This is a genomic window from Pseudomonas sp. AN-1 (assembly GCF_034057115.1).
Taxonomy (GTDB): domain Bacteria; phylum Pseudomonadota; class Gammaproteobacteria; order Pseudomonadales; family Pseudomonadaceae; genus Geopseudomonas.
In genome coordinates this window covers 2,754,163-2,772,024 of record NZ_CP139195.1, presented here as the reverse complement: position 1 = coordinate 2,772,024, position 17,862 = coordinate 2,754,163, and the positions used below count along the sequence as shown (strand labels likewise).

The window sequence follows — 17,862 nt, the reverse complement described above, 5'->3', positions numbered from 1 at the left end:
CGTGAGCACGGGCGCAGGAGCGCCCGCATGCCGGGTGCCCACGCGGGAGCGTGGGCACCATCAACCCGACCGATGAAGGACCATTGCATGACCGCTTCGATCAGCCGCTTCCCCGTTCCCGAGTCCCTCGACGAGCTGCCGCAGGACCTGCGCGAGCGCATCCTCGCCGTGCAGGACAAGGCCGGCTTCGTGCCCAACGTGTTCCTCATGCTGGCGCACCGCCCCGACGAGTTCCGCGCCTTCTTCGCCTGGCACGACGCGCTGATGGAGCGCGAATCCGACAGCCTGACGGTGGCCGAGAAGGAGATGATCGTGGTGGCCACCAGCGCCCGCCACGGCTGTCTGTACTGCGTGGTGGCGCACGGCGCGGTGCTGCGCATCCGCAGCAAGGATCCGCAGCTGGCCGACCAGCTCGCCATCAACCACCGCACGGCCGCCATCGGCGAACGCCAGCGGGTGATGCTCGACTTCGCCATGCACCTGAGCTTCGAGCACGGCGTGCTCGACGATGCCTGGCAGGCGCGCCTGCAGGCGGTCGGTTTCAGCCGGAACGACATCTGGGACATCGGCGCCGTCGCCGCCTTCTTCAGCCTGTCCAACCGCCTGGTGTCGCTGGCCGGCACGCCGCCCAACGACGAGTTCTACCTGATGGGCCGTCTGCCGCGCGAATCGCGCAGCTGATCACGTTGCACTGCACTAAAGGCGTACGAATGGCGCTTGCCGCCCGCCGCTCCATGCTGTTAACGTTTACGTAAAGGCCACCAAGGCCTGCGCCTCATCCAACAAAAACAATCAAGGTTAGAGGGCACCCCATGGCACCAGAGTTCGTGCTGGAAACACGCGGCCTGACCAAGGAATTCCGCGGCTTCACCGCGGTGGACTCGGTCGATCTGCGTGTGCAGAAGGGCCATATCCACGCGCTGATCGGTCCCAACGGGGCCGGCAAGACCACCGTGTTCAACCTGCTCACCAAGTTCCTCACCCCGACCCGCGGCGAGATCCTCTACTACGGCCAGCCGATCACCGGCATGAAGCCCAACGAGATCGCCCGCCTGGGCCTGGTGCGCTCGTTCCAGATCTCCGCCGTGTTCGGCCACATGAGCGTGCGCGACAACGTGCGCGTGGCCCTGCAGCAGCGCGAGGGCAACTCCTTCCATTTCTGGAAGCCGGCGCGCTGCCTGGATGCGCTCAACGAACGCGCCGAGCAACTGCTCGCCGAGGTCGACCTGCTGTCCTTCGCCGATACCCTGACCATCGAGCTGCCCTACGGCCGCAAGCGCGCCCTCGAGCTGGCCACCACCCTGGCCCTGGAGCCCAAGGTGCTGCTGCTCGACGAGCCGACCCAGGGCATGGGCCACGAGGACGTCGACATGGTGGTCGGCCTGGTGCGCCGCGCCGCGGTCGGCCGCACCGTGGTGATGGTCGAGCACAACCTCAGCGTGGTCAGCCGCCTGTGCGACCGCCTCACCGTGCTGGCGCGCGGCTCGATCCTCGCCGAGGGCGACTACGCCACCGTTTCCGCCAACCCGCAGGTGCGCGAGGCGTACCTGGGCAGCGAGGCCGCCGCCGAGGAGGCCCACGCATGACCAGCCTGCACACCAATCCGGATTTTGAACAGCTGCGCCTCAGCGACCTGCACGCCTTCTACGGCGAGTCGCACATCCTCCACGGCATCGATCTCTTGGTGCGCCGCGGCGAGCTGGTGACCCTGCTCGGGCGCAACGGCGCCGGGCGCACCACCACCCTGCGCGCGATCATGAACCTGGTCGGCCGGCGCACCGGCTCGATCATGATCAACGGCAACGAGACCATCGGCGTCGCCGCGCACATGATCCCGCGCCTGGGCGTCGGCTACTGCCCCGAGGAGCGCGGCATCTTCGCCAGCCTCAACGTCGAGGAGAACCTGCTGCTGCCGCCCACCGTGCGCAGCGGCGGCATGAGCCTCGACGAGATCTACGAGATGTTCCCCAACCTCTACGAGCGCCGCTTCAGCCAGGGCACCCGGCTGTCCGGCGGCGAGCAGCAGATGCTGGCCATGGCGCGCATCCTGCGCACCGGCGCCAACCTGCTGCTGCTCGACGAGATCACCGAGGGCCTCGCCCCGGTGATCGTGCAGAAGCTCGGCGAGGTGCTGCTCAAGCTCAAGGACAAGGGCCTGACCATCGTCCTGGTCGAACAGAACTTCCGCTTCGCCGCGCCGCTGGCCGACCGCCACTACCTGATGGAGCACGGCCAGATCGTCGAGGAGATCAGCGCCGCCGAACTGCCGGCGAAGAAGGAACTGCTCAACACCTGTCTGGGCGTCTGAACCCCGTAATACCCCGCGGCACCTGCCCGGCGCGCACGCGCCGGCGGGCTTCCGTCGGTCTGCTCGTCTGTACCACAACAATAACCATGGAACAGTGGGTGAACACATGAAGGTATTCCAGAAGACCGCAACCGCTCTGCTCGTCTCCAGCCTGATCGCCGGCAGCGCGCAGGCGGCGGTCAGCGACGACGAGATCCGCATCGGCTACCTCGCCGACATGTCCGGCACCTACCGCGACCTCGCCGGTCCCGGTGGCCTGGAGGCGCTGAAGATGGCGGTGGAGGATTTCGGCGGCAACGTCGACGGCAAGAAGATCGTCATCTTCAACGCCGACGACCTCAACAAGCCGGACGTCGGCGCCAACACCGTGCGCCAGTGGGTCGACGAGCGCAACGTCGACATGGTGACCGGCCTGGTCGCCTCCTCGGTGGTGCTGGCGGCGGTCAAGGTGGTCGAGCAGGCCGACAAGCTGGCGCTGATCTCCGGCGCCGCCTCCTCGGGCATCACCAACGAATCCTGCTCGCCCAACCATATCCACTGGACCTACGACACCTACGCGCTGGCCAACGGCACCGCCAAGGCGGTGCTCGAATCCGGCGGCAAGAGCTGGTACATGCTGACCGCCGACTATGCCTTCGGGCATGCCCTCGAGGCGGACATCACCAAGGTGGTGACCGGTGGCGGCGGCAGCGTGGTCGGCACCGTGCGCCATCCGTTCCCCAGCCAGGACTTCTCCTCCTACATCCTCCAGGCCCAGGGCTCCGGCGCCCAGGTGGTGGCGCTGGCCAACGCCGGCGCCGACACCGTCAACGCGCTGAAGACCGCCAGCCAGTTCGGCGTCACCCAGTCCGGGCAGACGCTGGCCGGCATGCTGGTGTTCCTCAACGACATCCACGCCATGGGCCTGGACGTCACCCAGGGCCTGATGCTGACCACCGGCTGGTACTGGGACATGAACGACGAGACCCGCGCCTGGGCCAAGCGCTACTTCGAGCGCGTCGGCAGCATGCCGACCATGTCCCAGGCCGGCGTCTACTCGGCGACCATGCACTACCTCAACGCGGTCAAGGAAACCGGCAGCGACGACACCACCACCGTGCGCGCCAAGATGGCCGCCACCCCGGTCAACGACATGTTCGCCAAGGGCGGCAAGATCCGCGAGGACGGCCGCATGGTCCACGACATGTACCTGGCCCAGGTGAAGACCCCGGCCGAGTCGAAGGGCGAGTGGGACCTGTACAAGATCGTCAGCACCATCCCCGGCGACCAGGCTTTCCGCCCGCTGAGCGAGAGCCAGTGCAAGCTGGTCAAGGATCGGGTGGCGAAGAACTGATCGACCGCCGGCTCCCGCGCGCCTGAGTGCGTGCGGGAGCGAGCCATCCACCCGGCCCGCGCGGCCGGGTGTCGCGGACTTCCTGTGGGTGGTGACTCATGACTCTCGTATTCGGTATTCCCCTGGGCGTGCTGCTCGGCCAGCTGCTGCTCGGCCTGATCAACGGCGCCTTCTACGCGCTGCTCAGCCTCGGCCTGGCGATCATCTTCGGCCTGCTGCGCATCATCAACTTCGCCCACGGTGCGCTGTACATGCTCGGCGCCTTCGCCGCGCTGCTCGGCCTCAACTACCTGGGCGTCAACTACTGGGTGGCGCTGGTGCTGTCGCCGCTCTTGGTCGGTGCCATCGGCATGGCCGTCGAGCGCCACCTGCTGCGGCGCATCGCCGGCGAGGACCACCTCTACGGCCTGCTGCTGACCTTCGGCCTGGCGCTGATCGTCGAGGGCAGCTTCGTCAAGCTGTTCGGCGTGTCCGGGGCCTCCTACCCGATGCCCGAGCTGCTCAAGGGCGGCGTCAACCTCGGCTTCATGTTCCTGCCCACCTACCGCGCCTGGGTGGTGGTGGCCGCGCTGGTGGTGTGCATTGCCACCTGGTACATGATCGAGCGCACGCGCCTCGGCTCCTACCTGCGCGCCGGCACCGAGAACCCCAAGCTGATGCAGGCCTTCGGCATCAACGTGCCGCTGTTGATCACCCTGACCTACGGCTACGGCGTGGCGCTGGCCGCCTTCGCCGGGGTGCTCGCCGCGCCGATCTACCCGGTCAGCCCGACCATGGGCGCCAACCTGCTGATCGTGGTGTTCGCCGTGGTGGTGATCGGCGGCATGGGCTCGATCATGGGCGCCATCGTCACCGGTCTGGCCATGGGCCTGATCGAGGGCCTGACCAAGGTGTTCTATCCGCAGGCGGCCAGCACCGTGGTGTTCCTGGTGATGGTGATCGTCCTGCTGTTCCGCCCGGCGGGACTGTTCGGGAAGGAGGCATGAGCATGTCGAGTCTGGAAAACATTCAGGCGGCCGCGGCCGTCGCCCATCCGCAGGTCGAGCTGGAGCGCCGTCGCGCGCAGCAGCGGCGCAAGCTGGTCGGCTACCTGGTGCTGCTCGGCGTGGCGCTGGTCGCCCCGCTGGCGGTGTACCCGGTGTTCCTGATGAAGCTGCTGTGCTTCGCCCTGTTCGCCTGCGCCTTCAACCTGCTGCTCGGCTACGCGGGGCTGCTGTCCTTCGGCCACGCCGCCTTCCTCGCCACCGGCGGCTACGTCACCGGCTACCTGCTCAGCCAGTACTCGGGGCTGTCCACCGAGCTGGGCATCCTTGCCGGCACGGTGGCCTCGGGCGTGCTCGGCCTGGGCTTCGGCCTGCTGGCGATCCGCCGCCAGGGCATCTATTTCGCCATGATCACCCTGGCGCTGGCGCAGCTGGTGTTCTTCCTGTTCGTCCAGGCGCCGTTCACCGGCGGCGAGAACGGCCTGCAGGGCGTGCCGCGCGGCGAGCTGTTCGGCCTGATCGACCTGAAGAGCAACCTGGCGATGTACTACTTCGTGCTGGCGGTGTTCGTGTTCGGCTTCGCGGTGATCCAGCGCACTATCCACTCGCCCTACGGCCAGGTGCTCAAGGCGATCCGCGACAACGAGCCGCGCGCCATCTCCCTCGGCTACAACGTCGCCGCCCACAAGCTGCTGGCCTTCGTCATCTCCGCCACCCTCACCGGCCTGGCCGGGGCGACCAAGACCGTGGTGTTCCAGCTGGCCTCGCTGACCGACGCCCACTGGCACATGTCCGGCGAGGTGATCCTGATGACCCTGCTCGGCGGCGTCGGCACCGTGCTCGGCCCGCTGGTCGGCGCCGGCGTGGTGGTGACCCTGCAGAGCTACCTGTCCAACGGCCCGCTGGGCGACTGGGTGCACGTCATCCTCGGGGTGATCTTCGTGCTCTGCGTGCTGCTGTTCCGCGCCGGCATCGTCGGCTGGGTGCAGAAGCTGATTCGCCGCAACTTCAAGTGACAACAAGAGGCAACCGATGAAGATCCTCGTGACCGTGAAACGCGTGGTGGACTACAACGTCAAGGTCCGCGTCAAGGCCGACGGCTCCGGCGTCGACCTGGCCAACGTCAAGATGGCGATGAATCCGTTCTGCGAGATCGCCGTGGAAGAGGCGGTGCGCCTCAAGGAAAGGGGCATCGCCAGCGAGGTGGTGGTGGTCTCGGTCGGCCCGAACGCCGCCCAGGAGCAGCTGCGCACCGCCCTGGCCCTCGGCGCCGACCGCGCCGTGCTGGTCGAGAGTGCTGCCGAGCTCGGCTCGCTGGCGGTGGCCAAGCTGCTCAAGGCGGTGGTCGACAAGGAGCAGCCGCAGCTGGTGATCCTCGGCAAGCAGGCCATCGACAGCGACAACAACCAGACCGGGCAGATGCTCGCTGCGCTGACCGGCTTCGCCCAGGGCACCTTCGCCTCCAGGCTGGAGATCGCCGGCGAACAGGCCCGCGTCACCCGCGAGATCGACGGCGGCCTGCAGACCGTTGCGCTGAAACTGCCGGCCATCGTCACCACCGACCTGCGCCTCAACGAGCCGCGCTATGCCTCGCTGCCCAACATCATGAAGGCCAAGAAGAAGCCGCTGGACGTGCTGACGCCCGAGGCGCTCGGCGTGTCCACCGCCTCCACGGTGAAGGTGCTCAAGGTCGAGGCCCCGGCCGCGCGCAAGGCCGGGATCAAGGTCGGCTCGGTGGCCGAGCTGGTCGACAAACTGAAGAACGAAGCGAAGGTGATCTGATGGCTATCCTGGTACTCGCCGAGCACAACAATGCCGCGCTGGCCGCGGCCACCCTCAACACCCTCGCGGCCGCCAGTCAGATCGGCGGCGACATCCACCTGCTGGTCGCCGGCCAGGGCTGCGGCGCGGTGGCCGCCGCCGCGGCCCAGCTCGCCGGGGTGAGCAAGGTGCTGGTCGCCGATGCCCCGGCCTATGCCCACCAGCTGCCGGAGAACCTCGCGCCGCTGCTGGCCGAGCTGGGCCGCGCCTACAGCCACGTGCTGGCGCCGGCCACCAGCAACGGCAAGAACGTCCTGCCGCGGGTCGCCGCGCTGCTCGACGTCGAGCAGATCTCCGAGATCATCAAGGTCGTCAGTGCCGACACCTTCCAGCGGCCGATCTACGCCGGCAACGCCATCGCCACCGTGCAGTCCAGCGCGGCGGTCAAGGTCATCAGCGTGCGCGCCACCGGCTTCGACGCGGTGGCCGCCACGGGCGGCAGCGCCGCGATCGAGACCCTGGCCTGTGGCGAGGACTACGGGATTTCCTGCTTCGTCGGCGCGGAGCTGGCGCAGTCCGAGCGTCCCGAGCTGACCGCGGCGAAGATCGTCGTCTCCGGCGGTCGCGGCCTGCAGAACGGCGACAACTTCCAGCTGCTGTATCGGGTGGCCGACCAGCTCGGCGCCGCGGTGGGCGCCTCGCGCGCGGCGGTCGATGCCGGTTTCGTACCCAACGACATGCAGGTGGGGCAGACCGGCAAGATAGTCGCCCCCGAGCTGTACATCGCCGTCGGCATCTCCGGTGCCATCCAGCACCTGGCGGGGATGAAGGACTCCAAGGTGATCGTGGCGATCAACAAGGACGAGGAAGCGCCGATCTTCCAGGTCGCCGACTACGGCCTGGTCGCCGACCTGTTCGAGGCGGTGCCGGAGCTCGGCCGCGCGCTCTGAGCCCGGCCATGCCGGTCGCCCGCAGGGCGGCCGGCACACCCCAGGGCCGTCTTCCCTCCCGCTCGCGTCCCGCTTCCTATACTGAGGCCTATGCTAGGAATGCCAGGAAGGGGGACGGCCATTGGACACTTCGCATCAGCGTCAGGCGTTCGCCGGGCGCATCGTCCTGCTCGGCTTCGGCTGCATCGGCCAGGGGGTGCTGCCGCTGCTGCTGCGCCACATCGCCCTGCGCCCGGCGCAGCTGGTGATTCTCGCCGCCGACGCCGAGGGTTTCGCCGCGGCCGAGCAGGCCGGCATCGCCCATCGCCAGCTGGCGCTCACCCCGGCCAACTACCGCACGGCGCTCGAGCCGCTGCTCGATCCGGGCGACTTCCTGCTCAACCTGTCGGTGGACGTCAGCAGCGTGGCGCTGATCGCGCTGTGCCGCGAGCGCGGCGCCCTCTATCTGGACGCCTGCATCGAGCCCTGGGCCGGCGGTTACGTCGACCGCCGCCTGCCGGCGGCGCAGCGCAGCAACTACGCCCTGCGCGAGGCGGCGCTGGCGCTGCGCCGGAGCGATGTGCCCGGGCCGACCGCGGTGCTGGCCCACGGTGCCAATCCGGGGCTGGTATCGCACCTGGTGAAGATGGCGCTGCTCGAACTGGCCGCCGGCAACGGCATGGCGCAGCCGGCGCCGGCCAGCCGCACGGAGTGGGCGCGCCTGGCGCAGCGCCTGGGCGTGCGCGTCATCCACGTCGCCGAGCGCGACTGGCAGGTGGACCGCCAGCGCAAGGTGCCGGACGAGTTCGTCAACACCTGGTCGGTGCCCGGCTTCGTCAGCGAGCTGCTGCAGCCGGTCGAGCTGGGCTGGGGCAGCCACGAGCGTCACCTGCCCGCCGACGGCCGTCGCCACGCCGGGGGCAGCCAGGCGGCCATCTACCTGGAGCGTCCGGGCGCGGCCACCCGGGTGCGCAGCTGGACGCCGCTGGCCGGTCCTTACCACGGCTTCCTGATCAGCCACGGCGAGGCGATCTCCATCGCCGACTACTTCACCCTGGGCACGGACGATGCCCCCGAGTACCGGCCGACCGTGCTCTATGCCTATCACCCCTGCGACGACACCGTGCTGTCGCTGGACGAACTGGCCGGGCGCAACTGGCAGCTGCAGCCGCGGCTACGCGTGCTGCGCGACGGTATCGTCTCCGGCGTCGACGAGCTGGGCGTGCTGCTGCTCGGTCACGACGACGGAGCCTACTGGTACGGCTCGCGGCTGTCCGTCGAGCAGGCCCGTGCGCTGTGTCCGGCCAACGGCCCGACCAGCCTGCAGGTGACGGTGGGCGTTGTCGCCGGGGTGCTCTGGGCGATGCGCAACCCGGCCTGCGGGGTGGTCGAGCCCGACGAGATGCCCTTCGAGGAGATCCTCGACTTCTGCCGGCCCTACCTCGGCGAGCTGGTCGGCGCGTTCAGCGACTGGACGCCGCTGGAGGGGCGCGGCTGGCTGTTCGACGAGGACCTCGACACGGACGATCCCTGGCAGTTCAAGAATTTCCGCGTGCAGTAGGGTGCGCCGTGTGCACCATGGGTAGCGCCTTGGTGCGCACGGCGCACCCTACTCAGCCATTCAGCTGGTCGCTGACGATGCGCCCGTCGACCAACTGCACGGTGCGCGCGCAGCTGGCCGCCAGGCGCGGGTCGTGGGTGACCACCAGCACCGCGCAGCCGAACTCGCGGTTGAAGCGGCGGAACAGGGCGAACACGCTTTCCGCGGTCCTGGTGTCGAGGTTGCCGGTCGGCTCGTCGGCCAGCAGCAGCGCCGGGCGGGTCACCAGCGCGCGGGCGATGGCCACCCGCTGCTGCTGGCCGCCGGAGATGCGGTTGGCCTTGCTGGCGGCGAAGCCGGCCAGGCCGACCGCGTGCAGCAGCTCGAGGGCCAGCTCGCGGTCCTCGGCGCGCGGCTTGCCGTGGCGGATCATCAGCGGCATCAGCACGTTGTCCAGCACGCTGAACGCCGGGATCAGGTGGTGGAACTGGAACACGAAGCCGATCGCCTCGTTGCGCAGGCGGGTGCGCGCGCCGTCGTCCAGCTCGCGGGTCGGCTGGCCGAGCAGGTACAGCTCGCCGGCGGTGGGCGAATCGAGCAGGCCGATGAGGTTGAGCAGGGTGCTCTTGCCCGAGCCGGACGGGCCGATCAGCGCGGTCAGCTCGCCGCGCACCAGACGCAGGTCGATGTCGTGCAGCACCTGCTGCTCCAGCGGCGTGCCGGGGTTGTAGGCCTTGCACAGACCGGCCAGGCGCAGCACTTCCTGGTCGCGTTCGAATTCAGACATAGCGGATCGCCACTGCCGGGTCGTAACGGGCCGCGCGGCGCGCCGGCATGGCCGCGGCCAGCACCCCGGTGACGGTGGCCACCGCCATGGCCGTGGGAATCAGCGTCGGGTCGACCGGGATGAAGAACAGCCCGGGGCCGAACACGTTGAACACCTGCACCAGCGACCAGCCGACCAGTCCGCCGAGGCCGGAGCCGGCCAGGCCGAGCAGACCGCCCTGCAGGAGGAACACGCGCAGGATCTGCCCGCGCGGGCTGCCCATGGCGCGCAGGATGCCGATCTCGCGGGTGCGCTGCACCACGCTGACCGCCAGCACGCTGGCGATGCCGAAGGCCACCGACAGGCCGACGAACAGGCGGATCATCTGGGTGGTCATGGTCTGCGAGCGCAGCGCGTTGAGCAGCTGGCCGTTGGTGGCCATCCAGCTTTCCGCCTTGAGCCCGGTGAGGCGCGCCAGGCGCGTGGCGATGGCCTCGGCCTGGAAGATCTGCTGCACCGCGGTCTCGATCACAGTCACCCCGCCGGGCAGGTCGAGCAGGGTCTGCGCCTGCTTGAGGTCGAGGTAGACGTAGCGCGCGTCCAGCTCGCGCACTTCCAGCTCGAAGATGCCGGAAACGTCGACCACCGCCTCGCGGCCCTCGCCGGCGTCCAGGCGCAGCTTGTCGCCGATGCCCAGGCCGAGATCCTCGGCCAGCTCCTTGCCGATCACCGCATGGCCGGCCTCGACCCGGAAGCGTCCGGCGATCAGGTGCGGCTCGATGGGGATGATGCGCTGGTAGCGCGCGGGGTCGATGCCGAGCAGGGCCACCGAGGCGCGCGCCACGCCGCGGCGGGCGATGGCCGGGCCGCTGATCAGCGGCGACACCGCGCGCAGCTGCGGCTGCTGGTCGAGGACGTCGCGCACGTCGGGCCAGTTGACGATGGTGCGCAGGCGCTGGGCGCGCGGGCTTTCCAGGGTCAGCGCCACGGCACCGTCTTGCGGCGGCGGCACGCGGTTGACCTCGTCCGGCGGCAGGATGCGGATGTGCGCCTGGGTGCCGAGGGTGCGTTCGATGACGTTGGCCTGCAGGCCGGTGATCAGCGCGGTGATGAACACGATCACCGCCGAGCCGACGGCGATGCCGACGATGATCAGCAGGCTCTGCAGGCGGTTGTCGGCGAGGAAGCGCAGGGCGATCTTCCATTCGACCCACTGGGTGTCGATCAGGCGCATGGCCTCACTCCGCCACGCCGGCCGGCAGCGGCTGCTTGCGCACGCGCACGCGCTGGCCGGGCTCGGCGTCGGCGGCGAGCACCGCATCGCCCTCGGCCAGGCCCTCGACCACCTCGCTGAGCGCGGTGCCGCGCAGGCCGAGGGTCACCGCGACCCGCTCGACCTCGCCGCCGCGCACGCGCAGCACCTCGGCGCGCCCGCCGGCGACCGCGCGCAGGGCGTCGTTGGCGATCACCAGGGCGCGCTCGCGGCGTGCGGTCTCGATGCTCACCGAGACGGTCATGCCCTGGCGCAGGAAGCCGGCCGGCTCGGCCAGGTCGAGGTGCACGTCGAGGGTGCCGCGCGCCGGGTCGACCGCCGGGGCCAGCCAGGCGACCCGCGCGGCCAGCACCCGCTCGGGAAAGGCGTCGGCGATCACCTGCGCGCTCTGGCCGAGGGCGAGCGGGGCGAGGCTCTTCTCGTCCAGCGGCAGGAGGATCTCCTGGCTGCCCTGGCGGGCGATTTCCAGCAGGGTATCGCCCGGGCGCACCAGGTCGCCGGGCTCGACGTTGCGGGTCTGCACGCTGCCTTCGACCTGAGCGTGGATCTTCGTCCTGGCCAGCGCGCTGCGCGCCTGTTCCACGCGCTGGCGTGCCTGCTGCTCGGCGCTGCCGCCCTCGGCCAGGGCGGCGGCGGCCAGCTGCGCGCGGTCGCGGGCGGCGCGCGCGGCCACCTCGGCGTGGCGGGCCTGGTCGCGGGCCTCGGCGGACAGCAGCTGGCGGGCGAACAGCGTCTCGCGCCGCTGGCGCTCGCTGCCGGCGCGCTGCAGCTGGCTCTCGGCCTCGCGCAGCGCCGCGCGCGCCTGCGGGCGCTCGGCGTCGATCAGCTGGCGCAGCGCCGCCTCGGCCTCGCCCAGGCGGGCCCGCTGCTCGCGGTCGTCCAGCTCCAGCAGCAGGTCGCCGGGCTTGACCGCATCGCCCTCGCGCACATGGCGGGCCCTGACCACGCCGGTCAGCTCGCTGCCGATGCGCGCCAGCGACTGGCTGCTGACCTCGCCGCTGGCCACCACGCGCTGCACCAGCGGGCGCGTCTCCAGCCGGTAGCCGGGCAGCGGCGGCCCCTGCCAGTGGCGCCAGGCGAGCAACAGCAGCAGGGCGAGCGGCAGCAGGAGCAGGAGGAGAACGGGACGGGGGCGGAGGGCGGACGACACGGATCACTCCCTGACAGGGCCGTAGGGCGGCAGCTATGGCGGGCAGTGTGCGAGAAAAGCGGGCGGGAGGCTACAGGTCGAGCGTCGCAGGGGCGCCCGGAGCGGGCATCGCCGGGGCGCGCAGCGTCCAGCGCTTGCGCCCCCACGCAGGTGCATGGGAGCGATCATGCCGTGCGGCAGGGCCGGACCTCAGTCCTTCTGCAGCCAGGTCGAGACGAACTTCTCGCCGTACTCTTCCTTCCAGGCCTTGAGCTTCTTGTTGTTGCCGCTCTTGGTTTCCAGCACTTCGCCGGTGACCGGGTTCTTCCACACCTGCAGCTTGCGCACGCGGCGGCCGCCCTGCTGCTCCAGGAGTTCCAGCTCGGGAATATGGATCGGTTGCGGATCGAGGATGTCGACGATGTTCTGCAGTTTGAAACCGTACTCCTGCAGCAGCGCCTTGAGTTTTTCCTCGAATTCCATTTCGTGCTTGAGTTCCTGGTCGTGCTTGAGCGATTCCAGGCGCGCCAGTTGCTCCCTGAGCGCCTGTTCGGCCTTGCGGAATTCCAACAGTTTGGACATCGAGTTTCTCCGGGAAAGGGAATGGGTCGGCAATAGGAAAATCCGCACACGCGAATTACCTGCACTCCCTGCACCTGTTCCCGTTGCGGACAAGAGGCTGCTTTTTATAGAGGCGGCTGCCTGCCGTCAATAGTTTCAATAATAGCGGAGGGAATTGGCGGCAGTGCGGGGGAACTGACGGAATTCCCACACTGCGGCTCTGGACCCGGTGCGGGAGGGCGGAATGCCGGCCGCCAAGCGCGGCCGACATTCGCGGCGTTCAGGGACGCCTCAGTGCAGGCAGCACTGCTTGTATTTCTTGCCGCTGCCGCACGGGCACAGATCGTTGCGGCCGATCTTCGGCGCCTTGGGCTTTTCCGCCTCGGCCATCCAGAAGTCGCGGATGGCGAACACCAGGTCGGGCAGGCTCTCGCGCATTTCCTCCAGTTCCTCCTCGGTCACCTCCTCGCCGTCGTCCAGCGAGAAGGCGCCGCTGAGCAGCATGAACGGCAGCAGCAGCTCCGGCTGGGCGTCGCGCAGGGCCTGCCAGTCCTTGTCGCGCAGCTCGACGCCGCGCATGTAGCCGTAGCACCACTCGTCCACCAGCACTTCTTCGCTGCCGTCCTCGTCGCCGATCTCGTAGATGGGCGCGAAACTTTCCGGGTCCTCGAACAGGCTGTGGGCCAGGGCATTCATGTGGCGCATCAGCAGGTCGGTGAGCTGCTGCAGTTCGGCTTCGGTCTCGAACTTCGGCAACTTGCCGCGCCACAGCGCCGGCAGCCACTCCGCCGGCGAAATCGGATTGAGGCCGGTGAGCACCGCGGTGAGGAAGCCGTCCAGCTCGGAAACGCTGAACACGCAATCCACTTCCTCGCCGTCCTTGCCATGCTCCTGCTCGGCCTTTTCCGAATAGCTGAACAGCAGTTCGTTCAGCTGGTCGATTTCCGCCTCGTCGAGGGGCTTTTCATAGTCTTGCATGGGATTTTCCTGGGTATGGATGGGCGCGGCGGAAACTGGCGATCCGCCGCGCCGGGAGATGCGTCGCGCGCATCGGTTGCGGTCGTGGCCGGCGGCCCTGTCCGGCAACTACTTCTGCTGCTTGTCCATCAGCGACTTGAGGTTGGCGAACGGATTGTGCTTCACCTGTGGCGACTTCTCGCCGGGAATCACCGCGCTGCCATTCTCGCCGTTGTAGATGGAGTACTTGGAGTGTTCGTGGTCGTGGCAATACAGGCAGAGCAACTCCCAGTTGCTGCCGTCGGCCGGATTGTTGTCGTGGTTGTGGTCGATATGGTGGACGGTCAGCTGGCTCAGGTTGGAATAGGTGAATTCCCGCGCGCAGCGGCCGCAGACCCACGGATACATCTTCAGCGCCTTGTCGCGATAACCCGCCTCGCGCTGCCTGTAGCTGGCACTGCTGCCCGTTCTGTCCGACATGGTGATAACCCGCACTTTCTTTCTGGAGATGGATGAGGCGGCGCCGTGCGGCGCCACCGCCTGCGCCGAGTGTTGGCCATGTGCGCCGCCCAGGCAAGAGGGGCCGATGCCCGGCTCAGTACAGCCAGGGCTTGAGCGCCTCCAGGTTGGCTACCTGCAGCTGCTGCGCCGCCGGATTGGGGTGCAGCTTGGTCGGATCGAGCTGGTAGCGCTGCAGCACGTACTGCACCAGCGCGCCGCGGGTCGGCAGCACCAGACGGCCGCCCTGCATGGCGTAGTCGCTCTCGGTGATCGCCTTCTGCTCCGCCAGCAGGCGAGCATCCGGCTCGAGGATCACGTCGACCCGGGTGTTCCAGCCCGGATCGTAGTCGCGGCCCTGCGCCGTGCGGTCGAGCAGCTCCGGCGTGCCGCGGAAGCGGCTGAGCACGAAGTCGCGCCAGTCGCGGTTCTTCTCGCAGTAGGCGCGCACGTGCCAGCGCATGCCGGTGAACACCAGGGTGTGCGGGGCGATCACCCGCACCTCGACCCGCGGGGTGTTGAACGACACGTACTCGGCCTCCAGGCGCAGCCCCTCGCGGCAGGCGCGCAGCAGCGGGCGCAGCACTTCCGGGCGCACGCTGCGGTCGGGCAGCTCGACCACCTCGCTGTGCGCATAGCTGCGTTCCAGGCCCTCGATGTGCGGGGCACGCTCGCGGCTCTGGTTGAGCAGGTGCAGGTAGGCGCTGGCGCTGGTGTCGATGAAGCGCGGGCGGAACTGGCGGGTCGGCGCGTAGCCCTTCAGGCTGGCGTCATATGTCAAGTTTCTTGGCGCATGTTCCCGGATGTAGCTGTTGATGTCCTTGCTCGCCTGCTGGCGGGAAATGCCGAAGCCCTGCATCAGGTGCTGGGTGGTCAGCCGCCCTTCCCACAGGGCGATGGTCTCGATCAGCCGGTAGCGCATGGCCAGATCCCAGTGGATCTCGTCCAGCGCGGGTCGTCCCTTCATCTTGCCTCCATGTGCGCCAAAACTTTACCTGTGTACTTCTACAGGATGGACCTGTCGCCTGAAGCTACATAGGGTGGCGGCGTCAGGCAAGCACAAGCGGGCGCGGCAGGAGATGACGACATGCGCAGGATTCCCACACTGGTCACCGCCATGCAGCGGCTCGGCGCCCCCGCCCAGGCCGCCGCGGCGACCGCCCAGCCACCCATCCGCCAGCATCGGGAGCCGTCCGCGATGAAGCACAGCGAGCGGCTGTCCCGCGCCTTCGGCTATGCCGCCCACGTGCACGCCGGCCAGCTGCGCAAGGGCACCGCGGTGCCCTACATCTCCCACCCGCTGGCGGTCAGCGCCCTGGTGCTGGAGTACGGCGGCGACGAGGACCAGGCCATCGCCGCCCTGCTGCACGACGTGGTCGAGGACGGCGGCCACCAGCACGCCTCGCAGATCAACCAGTACTTCGGCGAACGGGTGCTGCGCATGGTGCTCGACTGCACCGATGCCCTCGACCAGGGCGAGCCCGAGTGGCGGGCGCGCAAGCAGCGCTACCTGGCCCATCTCGCCGAGGTCGGTGCCGACTCGCTGCTGGTCAACGCCTGCGACAAGCTGCACAACGCCCGCTGCATCCTGCACGACCTGGAGCGGTTCGGCCCCGCGAGCCTCGAGCGCTTCAGCGGCGGACGCGAAGGCGTGCTGTGGTACTACCGCAGCCTGGGCGAGCTGTTCGCCCGCCGCGAGGCGCTGCCGGCTGCGGCGCTGGGCGCGGTGGTGGCGGGAATCGTCGCTCTGGCCGGCTGAGCGCGGTCAGCCGGCCGGCAGGCGCAGTGCCGGGCTGTAGCGCAGCATGTCGAGCAGCGCGTCGACCAGCGCGCCGGCTTCCTGGTCGAGGGCGAAGCTGTCCGGGCGCAGCAGCCAGTTGTTGATCAGGCCGTGGATGTAGGCATGCATGCCGATGGCGGCGCGGGTCAGGTCGAGGTCGGCGGGCAGCTGGCCGCGGCTGATGGCGTTGCGCAGCGACAGGGCGATGTCGCGGTCGATCTCGTCGCCGGTGGCCTGCAGCAGCTCGCGCAGGCTTTCCTGGTCGCCGGCCAGTTCGCACTTGTGGTGGAAGATCTCGTTGACCCGGCGCTGCTGGGGGTCGTGCACCGTCTTGCACAGGAAGTGCACGAGAATGTTGCGGATCTGGCCGAGCGGGTCGGCCTCGTCGGGATTGCGGGCGGCGGAGCAGACCACCTTGTTGGCGTCATGCTGGCGGGTGAGCAGGGCGTTGAACACGTCGGCCTTGCTGGTGAAGTGCCAGTACACCGCGCCACGGGACACCCCGGCGTCGGCGGCGATGTCGGCCATGGTGGTGTGGGCGACCCCCTTGGCGGCGAACACGCGTTCGGCGCTGTCGAGGATCTGTTGCCGAGTGGCTTCGGCTTCTTCTTTGGTTCTGCGAGCCATGCGGAGGTCTCTGGGCCTGTGGCGGATTGTGACTTCCCTGTGGTGTCGAGGGCGCGCAGTCTCACAAAAAACGCTGCTGGCGGCGAGCGGGGTTCTGGCGCGATCTTCCGGGCGTGCGAGTGGATACTTGCAATTCTGCGAATTTACAAACAGACGCGAATGTAAGTATAGTGTCTGGCACTGGAGATGCAATCTCCTCCCCGATTCCAACCTTGCTTGTGCACAACGAATTCGAGGCTTTCCGATGAATAGCTCCTCCGCACGCGCGACGCTGGGCGCCTCCGCCCTGCTGTCGCTTTTGCTGTTGGCCGGCTGCCAGAAGGAGGCGGCGCCGCAGCAGGCCCGCCCGGCGCCGCAGGTAGGCGTGGTGACCCTCGAGGCGCAGCCGTTCACCCTGACCAGCGAGCTGCCGGGACGCACCGCGGCCTACCGGATCGCCGAGGTGCGTCCGCAGGTCGACGGCATCGTGCTCAAGCGCCTGTTCGCCGAGGGCCGCGAGGTCAAGGCCGGCCAGCAGCTGTACCAGATCGACCCGGCGACCTACGAGGCGACCCTGAAGAGCGCCGAGGCCACCCTGCTGTCGAGCCGTTCGCTGGCCGAGCGCTACAAGGTGCTGGTGGCCGACCAGGCGGTCAGCCGCCAGCAGTACGACGAGGCGCGCGCCGCCCAGCTGCAGGCCGAGGCGGCGCTGGAGAAGGCGCGCATCGACCTGCGCTACACCAAGGTGCTGGCGCCGATCGGCGGGCGCATTGGCCGCTCGGCGGTGACCGAGGGCGCGCTGGTCAGCAGCGGGCAGGCACAGGAACTGGCGGTGATCCAGCAGCTCGATCCGATCTACGTCGACGTCACCCAGCCGGCCACCGAGCTGCTGCGCCTGCGTCGCGAGCTGGCCGCCGGCCAGCTGGAGAAGGCCGGCGACACCGCCGCCAGGGTGAGCCTGAGCCTGCCCGACGGCAGCGCCTACGCCCACGACGGACGCCTGGAGTTCTCCGAGGTGTCGGTAGATCCGGGCACCGGCTCGGTGACCCTGCGCGCGGTGTTCCCCAACCCGCAGCACGAGCTGCTGCCGGGGATGTTCGTCCAGGCGCGGCTGCAGACCGGCAGCAAGAGCGCGGCGATCCTCGCCCCGCAGCAGGGCGTGACGCGCAACGCCAAGGGCGAGGCGGTGGCCATGGTGGTCAATGCCGAGAACAAGGTCGAGGTGCGCACCCTCAAGGCCGAGCGCACCGCCGGCAGCTTCTGGCTGGTCAGCGAGGGCCTCGAGGCCGGCGACCGGCTGATCACCGAGGGCCTGCAGTTCATCAAGCCGGGCGTCGAGGTCAAGGTGCAGGCGGCGAGCAACGTGCCGGCGCTGGGCAAGCCTGCCGAGAGCCAGCCGGCCGCCCAGCAGCAGCCGGCCCAGGGCCGTTAAGGGGAT

Annotated in this window: 19 protein-coding genes; 11 read left to right on the top strand and 8 right to left on the bottom strand. The window is 69.0% G+C overall.

Going from position 1 to position 17,862, the window contains the following annotated elements; all coding sequences use genetic code 11:
- Positions 1-87: 87 nt before the first annotated feature.
- The 9 genes from SK095_RS13015 to SK095_RS12975 all read left to right on the top strand — a co-directional run bounded on the left by SK095_RS13015 (position 88) and on the right by SK095_RS12975 (position 8,875).
- Positions 88-681, top strand: a complete 594-nt coding sequence (locus SK095_RS13015; protein ID WP_320546521.1) for a peroxidase-related enzyme — start codon at positions 88-90, stop codon at positions 679-681.
- A 131-nt stretch (positions 682-812) separates the two neighbouring features.
- Positions 813-1,586 (top strand): ABC transporter ATP-binding protein, encoded by a 774-nt coding sequence (locus SK095_RS13010; protein WP_136491042.1) that lies wholly within the window; start codon positions 813-815, stop codon positions 1,584-1,586.
- On the top strand, positions 1,583-2,308 hold the full coding sequence (locus SK095_RS13005) for an ABC transporter ATP-binding protein (RefSeq protein WP_201487332.1): 726 nt from the start codon (positions 1,583-1,585) through the stop codon (positions 2,306-2,308). The genes SK095_RS13010 and SK095_RS13005 overlap by 4 nt, the downstream gene beginning before the upstream one ends.
- Positions 2,309-2,414: 106 nt before the next feature.
- Complete coding sequence (locus SK095_RS13000; protein WP_320546520.1) at positions 2,415-3,641, top strand: ABC transporter substrate-binding protein; 1,227 nt, start codon at positions 2,415-2,417, stop codon at positions 3,639-3,641.
- A 98-nt stretch (positions 3,642-3,739) separates the two neighbouring features.
- Positions 3,740-4,627 carry a branched-chain amino acid ABC transporter permease gene (locus tag SK095_RS12995; protein ID WP_201487330.1) on the top strand — a complete coding sequence of 296 codons (888 nt, stop codon included), beginning with the start codon at positions 3,740-3,742 and terminating at the stop codon, positions 4,625-4,627.
- 2 nt (positions 4,628-4,629) lie between these two features.
- Positions 4,630-5,640 carry a branched-chain amino acid ABC transporter permease gene (locus SK095_RS12990; RefSeq protein WP_136491051.1) on the top strand — a complete coding sequence of 337 codons (1,011 nt, stop codon included), beginning with the start codon at positions 4,630-4,632 and terminating at the stop codon, positions 5,638-5,640.
- 16 nt (positions 5,641-5,656) lie between these two features.
- The gene (locus SK095_RS12985) at positions 5,657-6,406 is read left to right on the top strand and encodes an electron transfer flavoprotein subunit beta/FixA family protein (RefSeq protein ID WP_320546519.1); all 750 of its coding nucleotides are present in this window, start codon (positions 5,657-5,659) and stop codon (positions 6,404-6,406) included.
- Positions 6,406-7,335 (top strand): electron transfer flavoprotein subunit alpha/FixB family protein, encoded by a 930-nt coding sequence (locus tag SK095_RS12980; protein ID WP_320546518.1) that lies wholly within the window; start codon positions 6,406-6,408, stop codon positions 7,333-7,335. The genes SK095_RS12985 and SK095_RS12980 overlap by 1 nt, the downstream gene beginning before the upstream one ends.
- A 121-nt stretch (positions 7,336-7,456) precedes the next feature.
- Positions 7,457-8,875 (top strand): homospermidine synthase, encoded by a 1,419-nt coding sequence (locus tag SK095_RS12975; RefSeq protein WP_320546517.1) that lies wholly within the window; start codon positions 7,457-7,459, stop codon positions 8,873-8,875.
- 52 nt (positions 8,876-8,927) lie between these two features.
- Here the strand turns inward: SK095_RS12975 and SK095_RS12970 are convergent, their stop codons facing one another.
- The 7 genes from SK095_RS12970 to SK095_RS12940 form a co-directional block, all read right to left on the bottom strand.
- Positions 8,928-9,641 carry an ABC transporter ATP-binding protein gene (locus SK095_RS12970; RefSeq protein WP_320546516.1) on the bottom strand — a complete coding sequence of 238 codons (714 nt, stop codon included), beginning with the start codon at positions 9,639-9,641 and terminating at the stop codon, positions 8,928-8,930.
- Positions 9,634-10,854, bottom strand: coding sequence for an ABC transporter permease (locus SK095_RS12965; protein WP_136491050.1), 1,221 nt, complete (start codon positions 10,852-10,854; stop codon positions 9,634-9,636). Before SK095_RS12965 ends, SK095_RS12970 begins: the two co-directional genes overlap by 8 nt.
- A gap of 4 nt (positions 10,855-10,858) precedes the next feature.
- Positions 10,859-12,043 carry an efflux RND transporter periplasmic adaptor subunit gene (locus SK095_RS12960; RefSeq protein ID WP_320546515.1) on the bottom strand — a complete coding sequence of 395 codons (1,185 nt, stop codon included), beginning with the start codon at positions 12,041-12,043 and terminating at the stop codon, positions 10,859-10,861.
- 189 nt (positions 12,044-12,232) lie between these two features.
- Complete coding sequence (locus tag SK095_RS12955) at positions 12,233-12,604, bottom strand: histone-like nucleoid-structuring protein, MvaT/MvaU family (RefSeq protein ID WP_136491227.1); 372 nt, start codon at positions 12,602-12,604, stop codon at positions 12,233-12,235.
- A gap of 270 nt (positions 12,605-12,874) precedes the next feature.
- Entirely contained in the window at positions 12,875-13,561 is a 687-nt protein-coding gene (locus SK095_RS12950) for a UPF0149 family protein (RefSeq protein WP_136491226.1), read from the bottom strand.
- 108 nt (positions 13,562-13,669) lie between these two features.
- On the bottom strand, positions 13,670-14,020 hold the full coding sequence (locus tag SK095_RS12945; RefSeq protein ID WP_136491225.1) for a YajD family HNH nuclease: 351 nt from the start codon (positions 14,018-14,020) through the stop codon (positions 13,670-13,672).
- A 115-nt stretch (positions 14,021-14,135) separates the two neighbouring features.
- Positions 14,136-15,005 (bottom strand): helix-turn-helix transcriptional regulator, encoded by an 870-nt coding sequence (locus SK095_RS12940; protein ID WP_320546514.1) that lies wholly within the window; start codon positions 15,003-15,005, stop codon positions 14,136-14,138.
- A gap of 120 nt (positions 15,006-15,125) precedes the next feature.
- Between SK095_RS12940 and SK095_RS12935 the strand changes: the two genes are divergently transcribed.
- Complete coding sequence (locus SK095_RS12935) at positions 15,126-15,797, top strand: HD domain-containing protein (RefSeq protein WP_218569068.1); 672 nt, start codon at positions 15,126-15,128, stop codon at positions 15,795-15,797.
- Between the two features lie 6 nt (positions 15,798-15,803).
- On the opposite strand, the gene SK095_RS12930 is transcribed toward SK095_RS12935, so the two are convergent.
- The gene (locus SK095_RS12930) at positions 15,804-16,445 is read right to left on the bottom strand and encodes a TetR family transcriptional regulator (RefSeq protein WP_136491223.1); all 642 of its coding nucleotides are present in this window, start codon (positions 16,443-16,445) and stop codon (positions 15,804-15,806) included.
- Between the two features lie 244 nt (positions 16,446-16,689).
- Here SK095_RS12930 and SK095_RS12925 point away from each other — a divergent pair, with 244 nt between their 5' ends.
- Complete coding sequence (locus SK095_RS12925) at positions 16,690-17,856, top strand: efflux RND transporter periplasmic adaptor subunit (RefSeq protein WP_320546513.1); 1,167 nt, start codon at positions 16,690-16,692, stop codon at positions 17,854-17,856.
- The last annotated feature ends 6 nt before the right edge of the window (positions 17,857-17,862 follow it).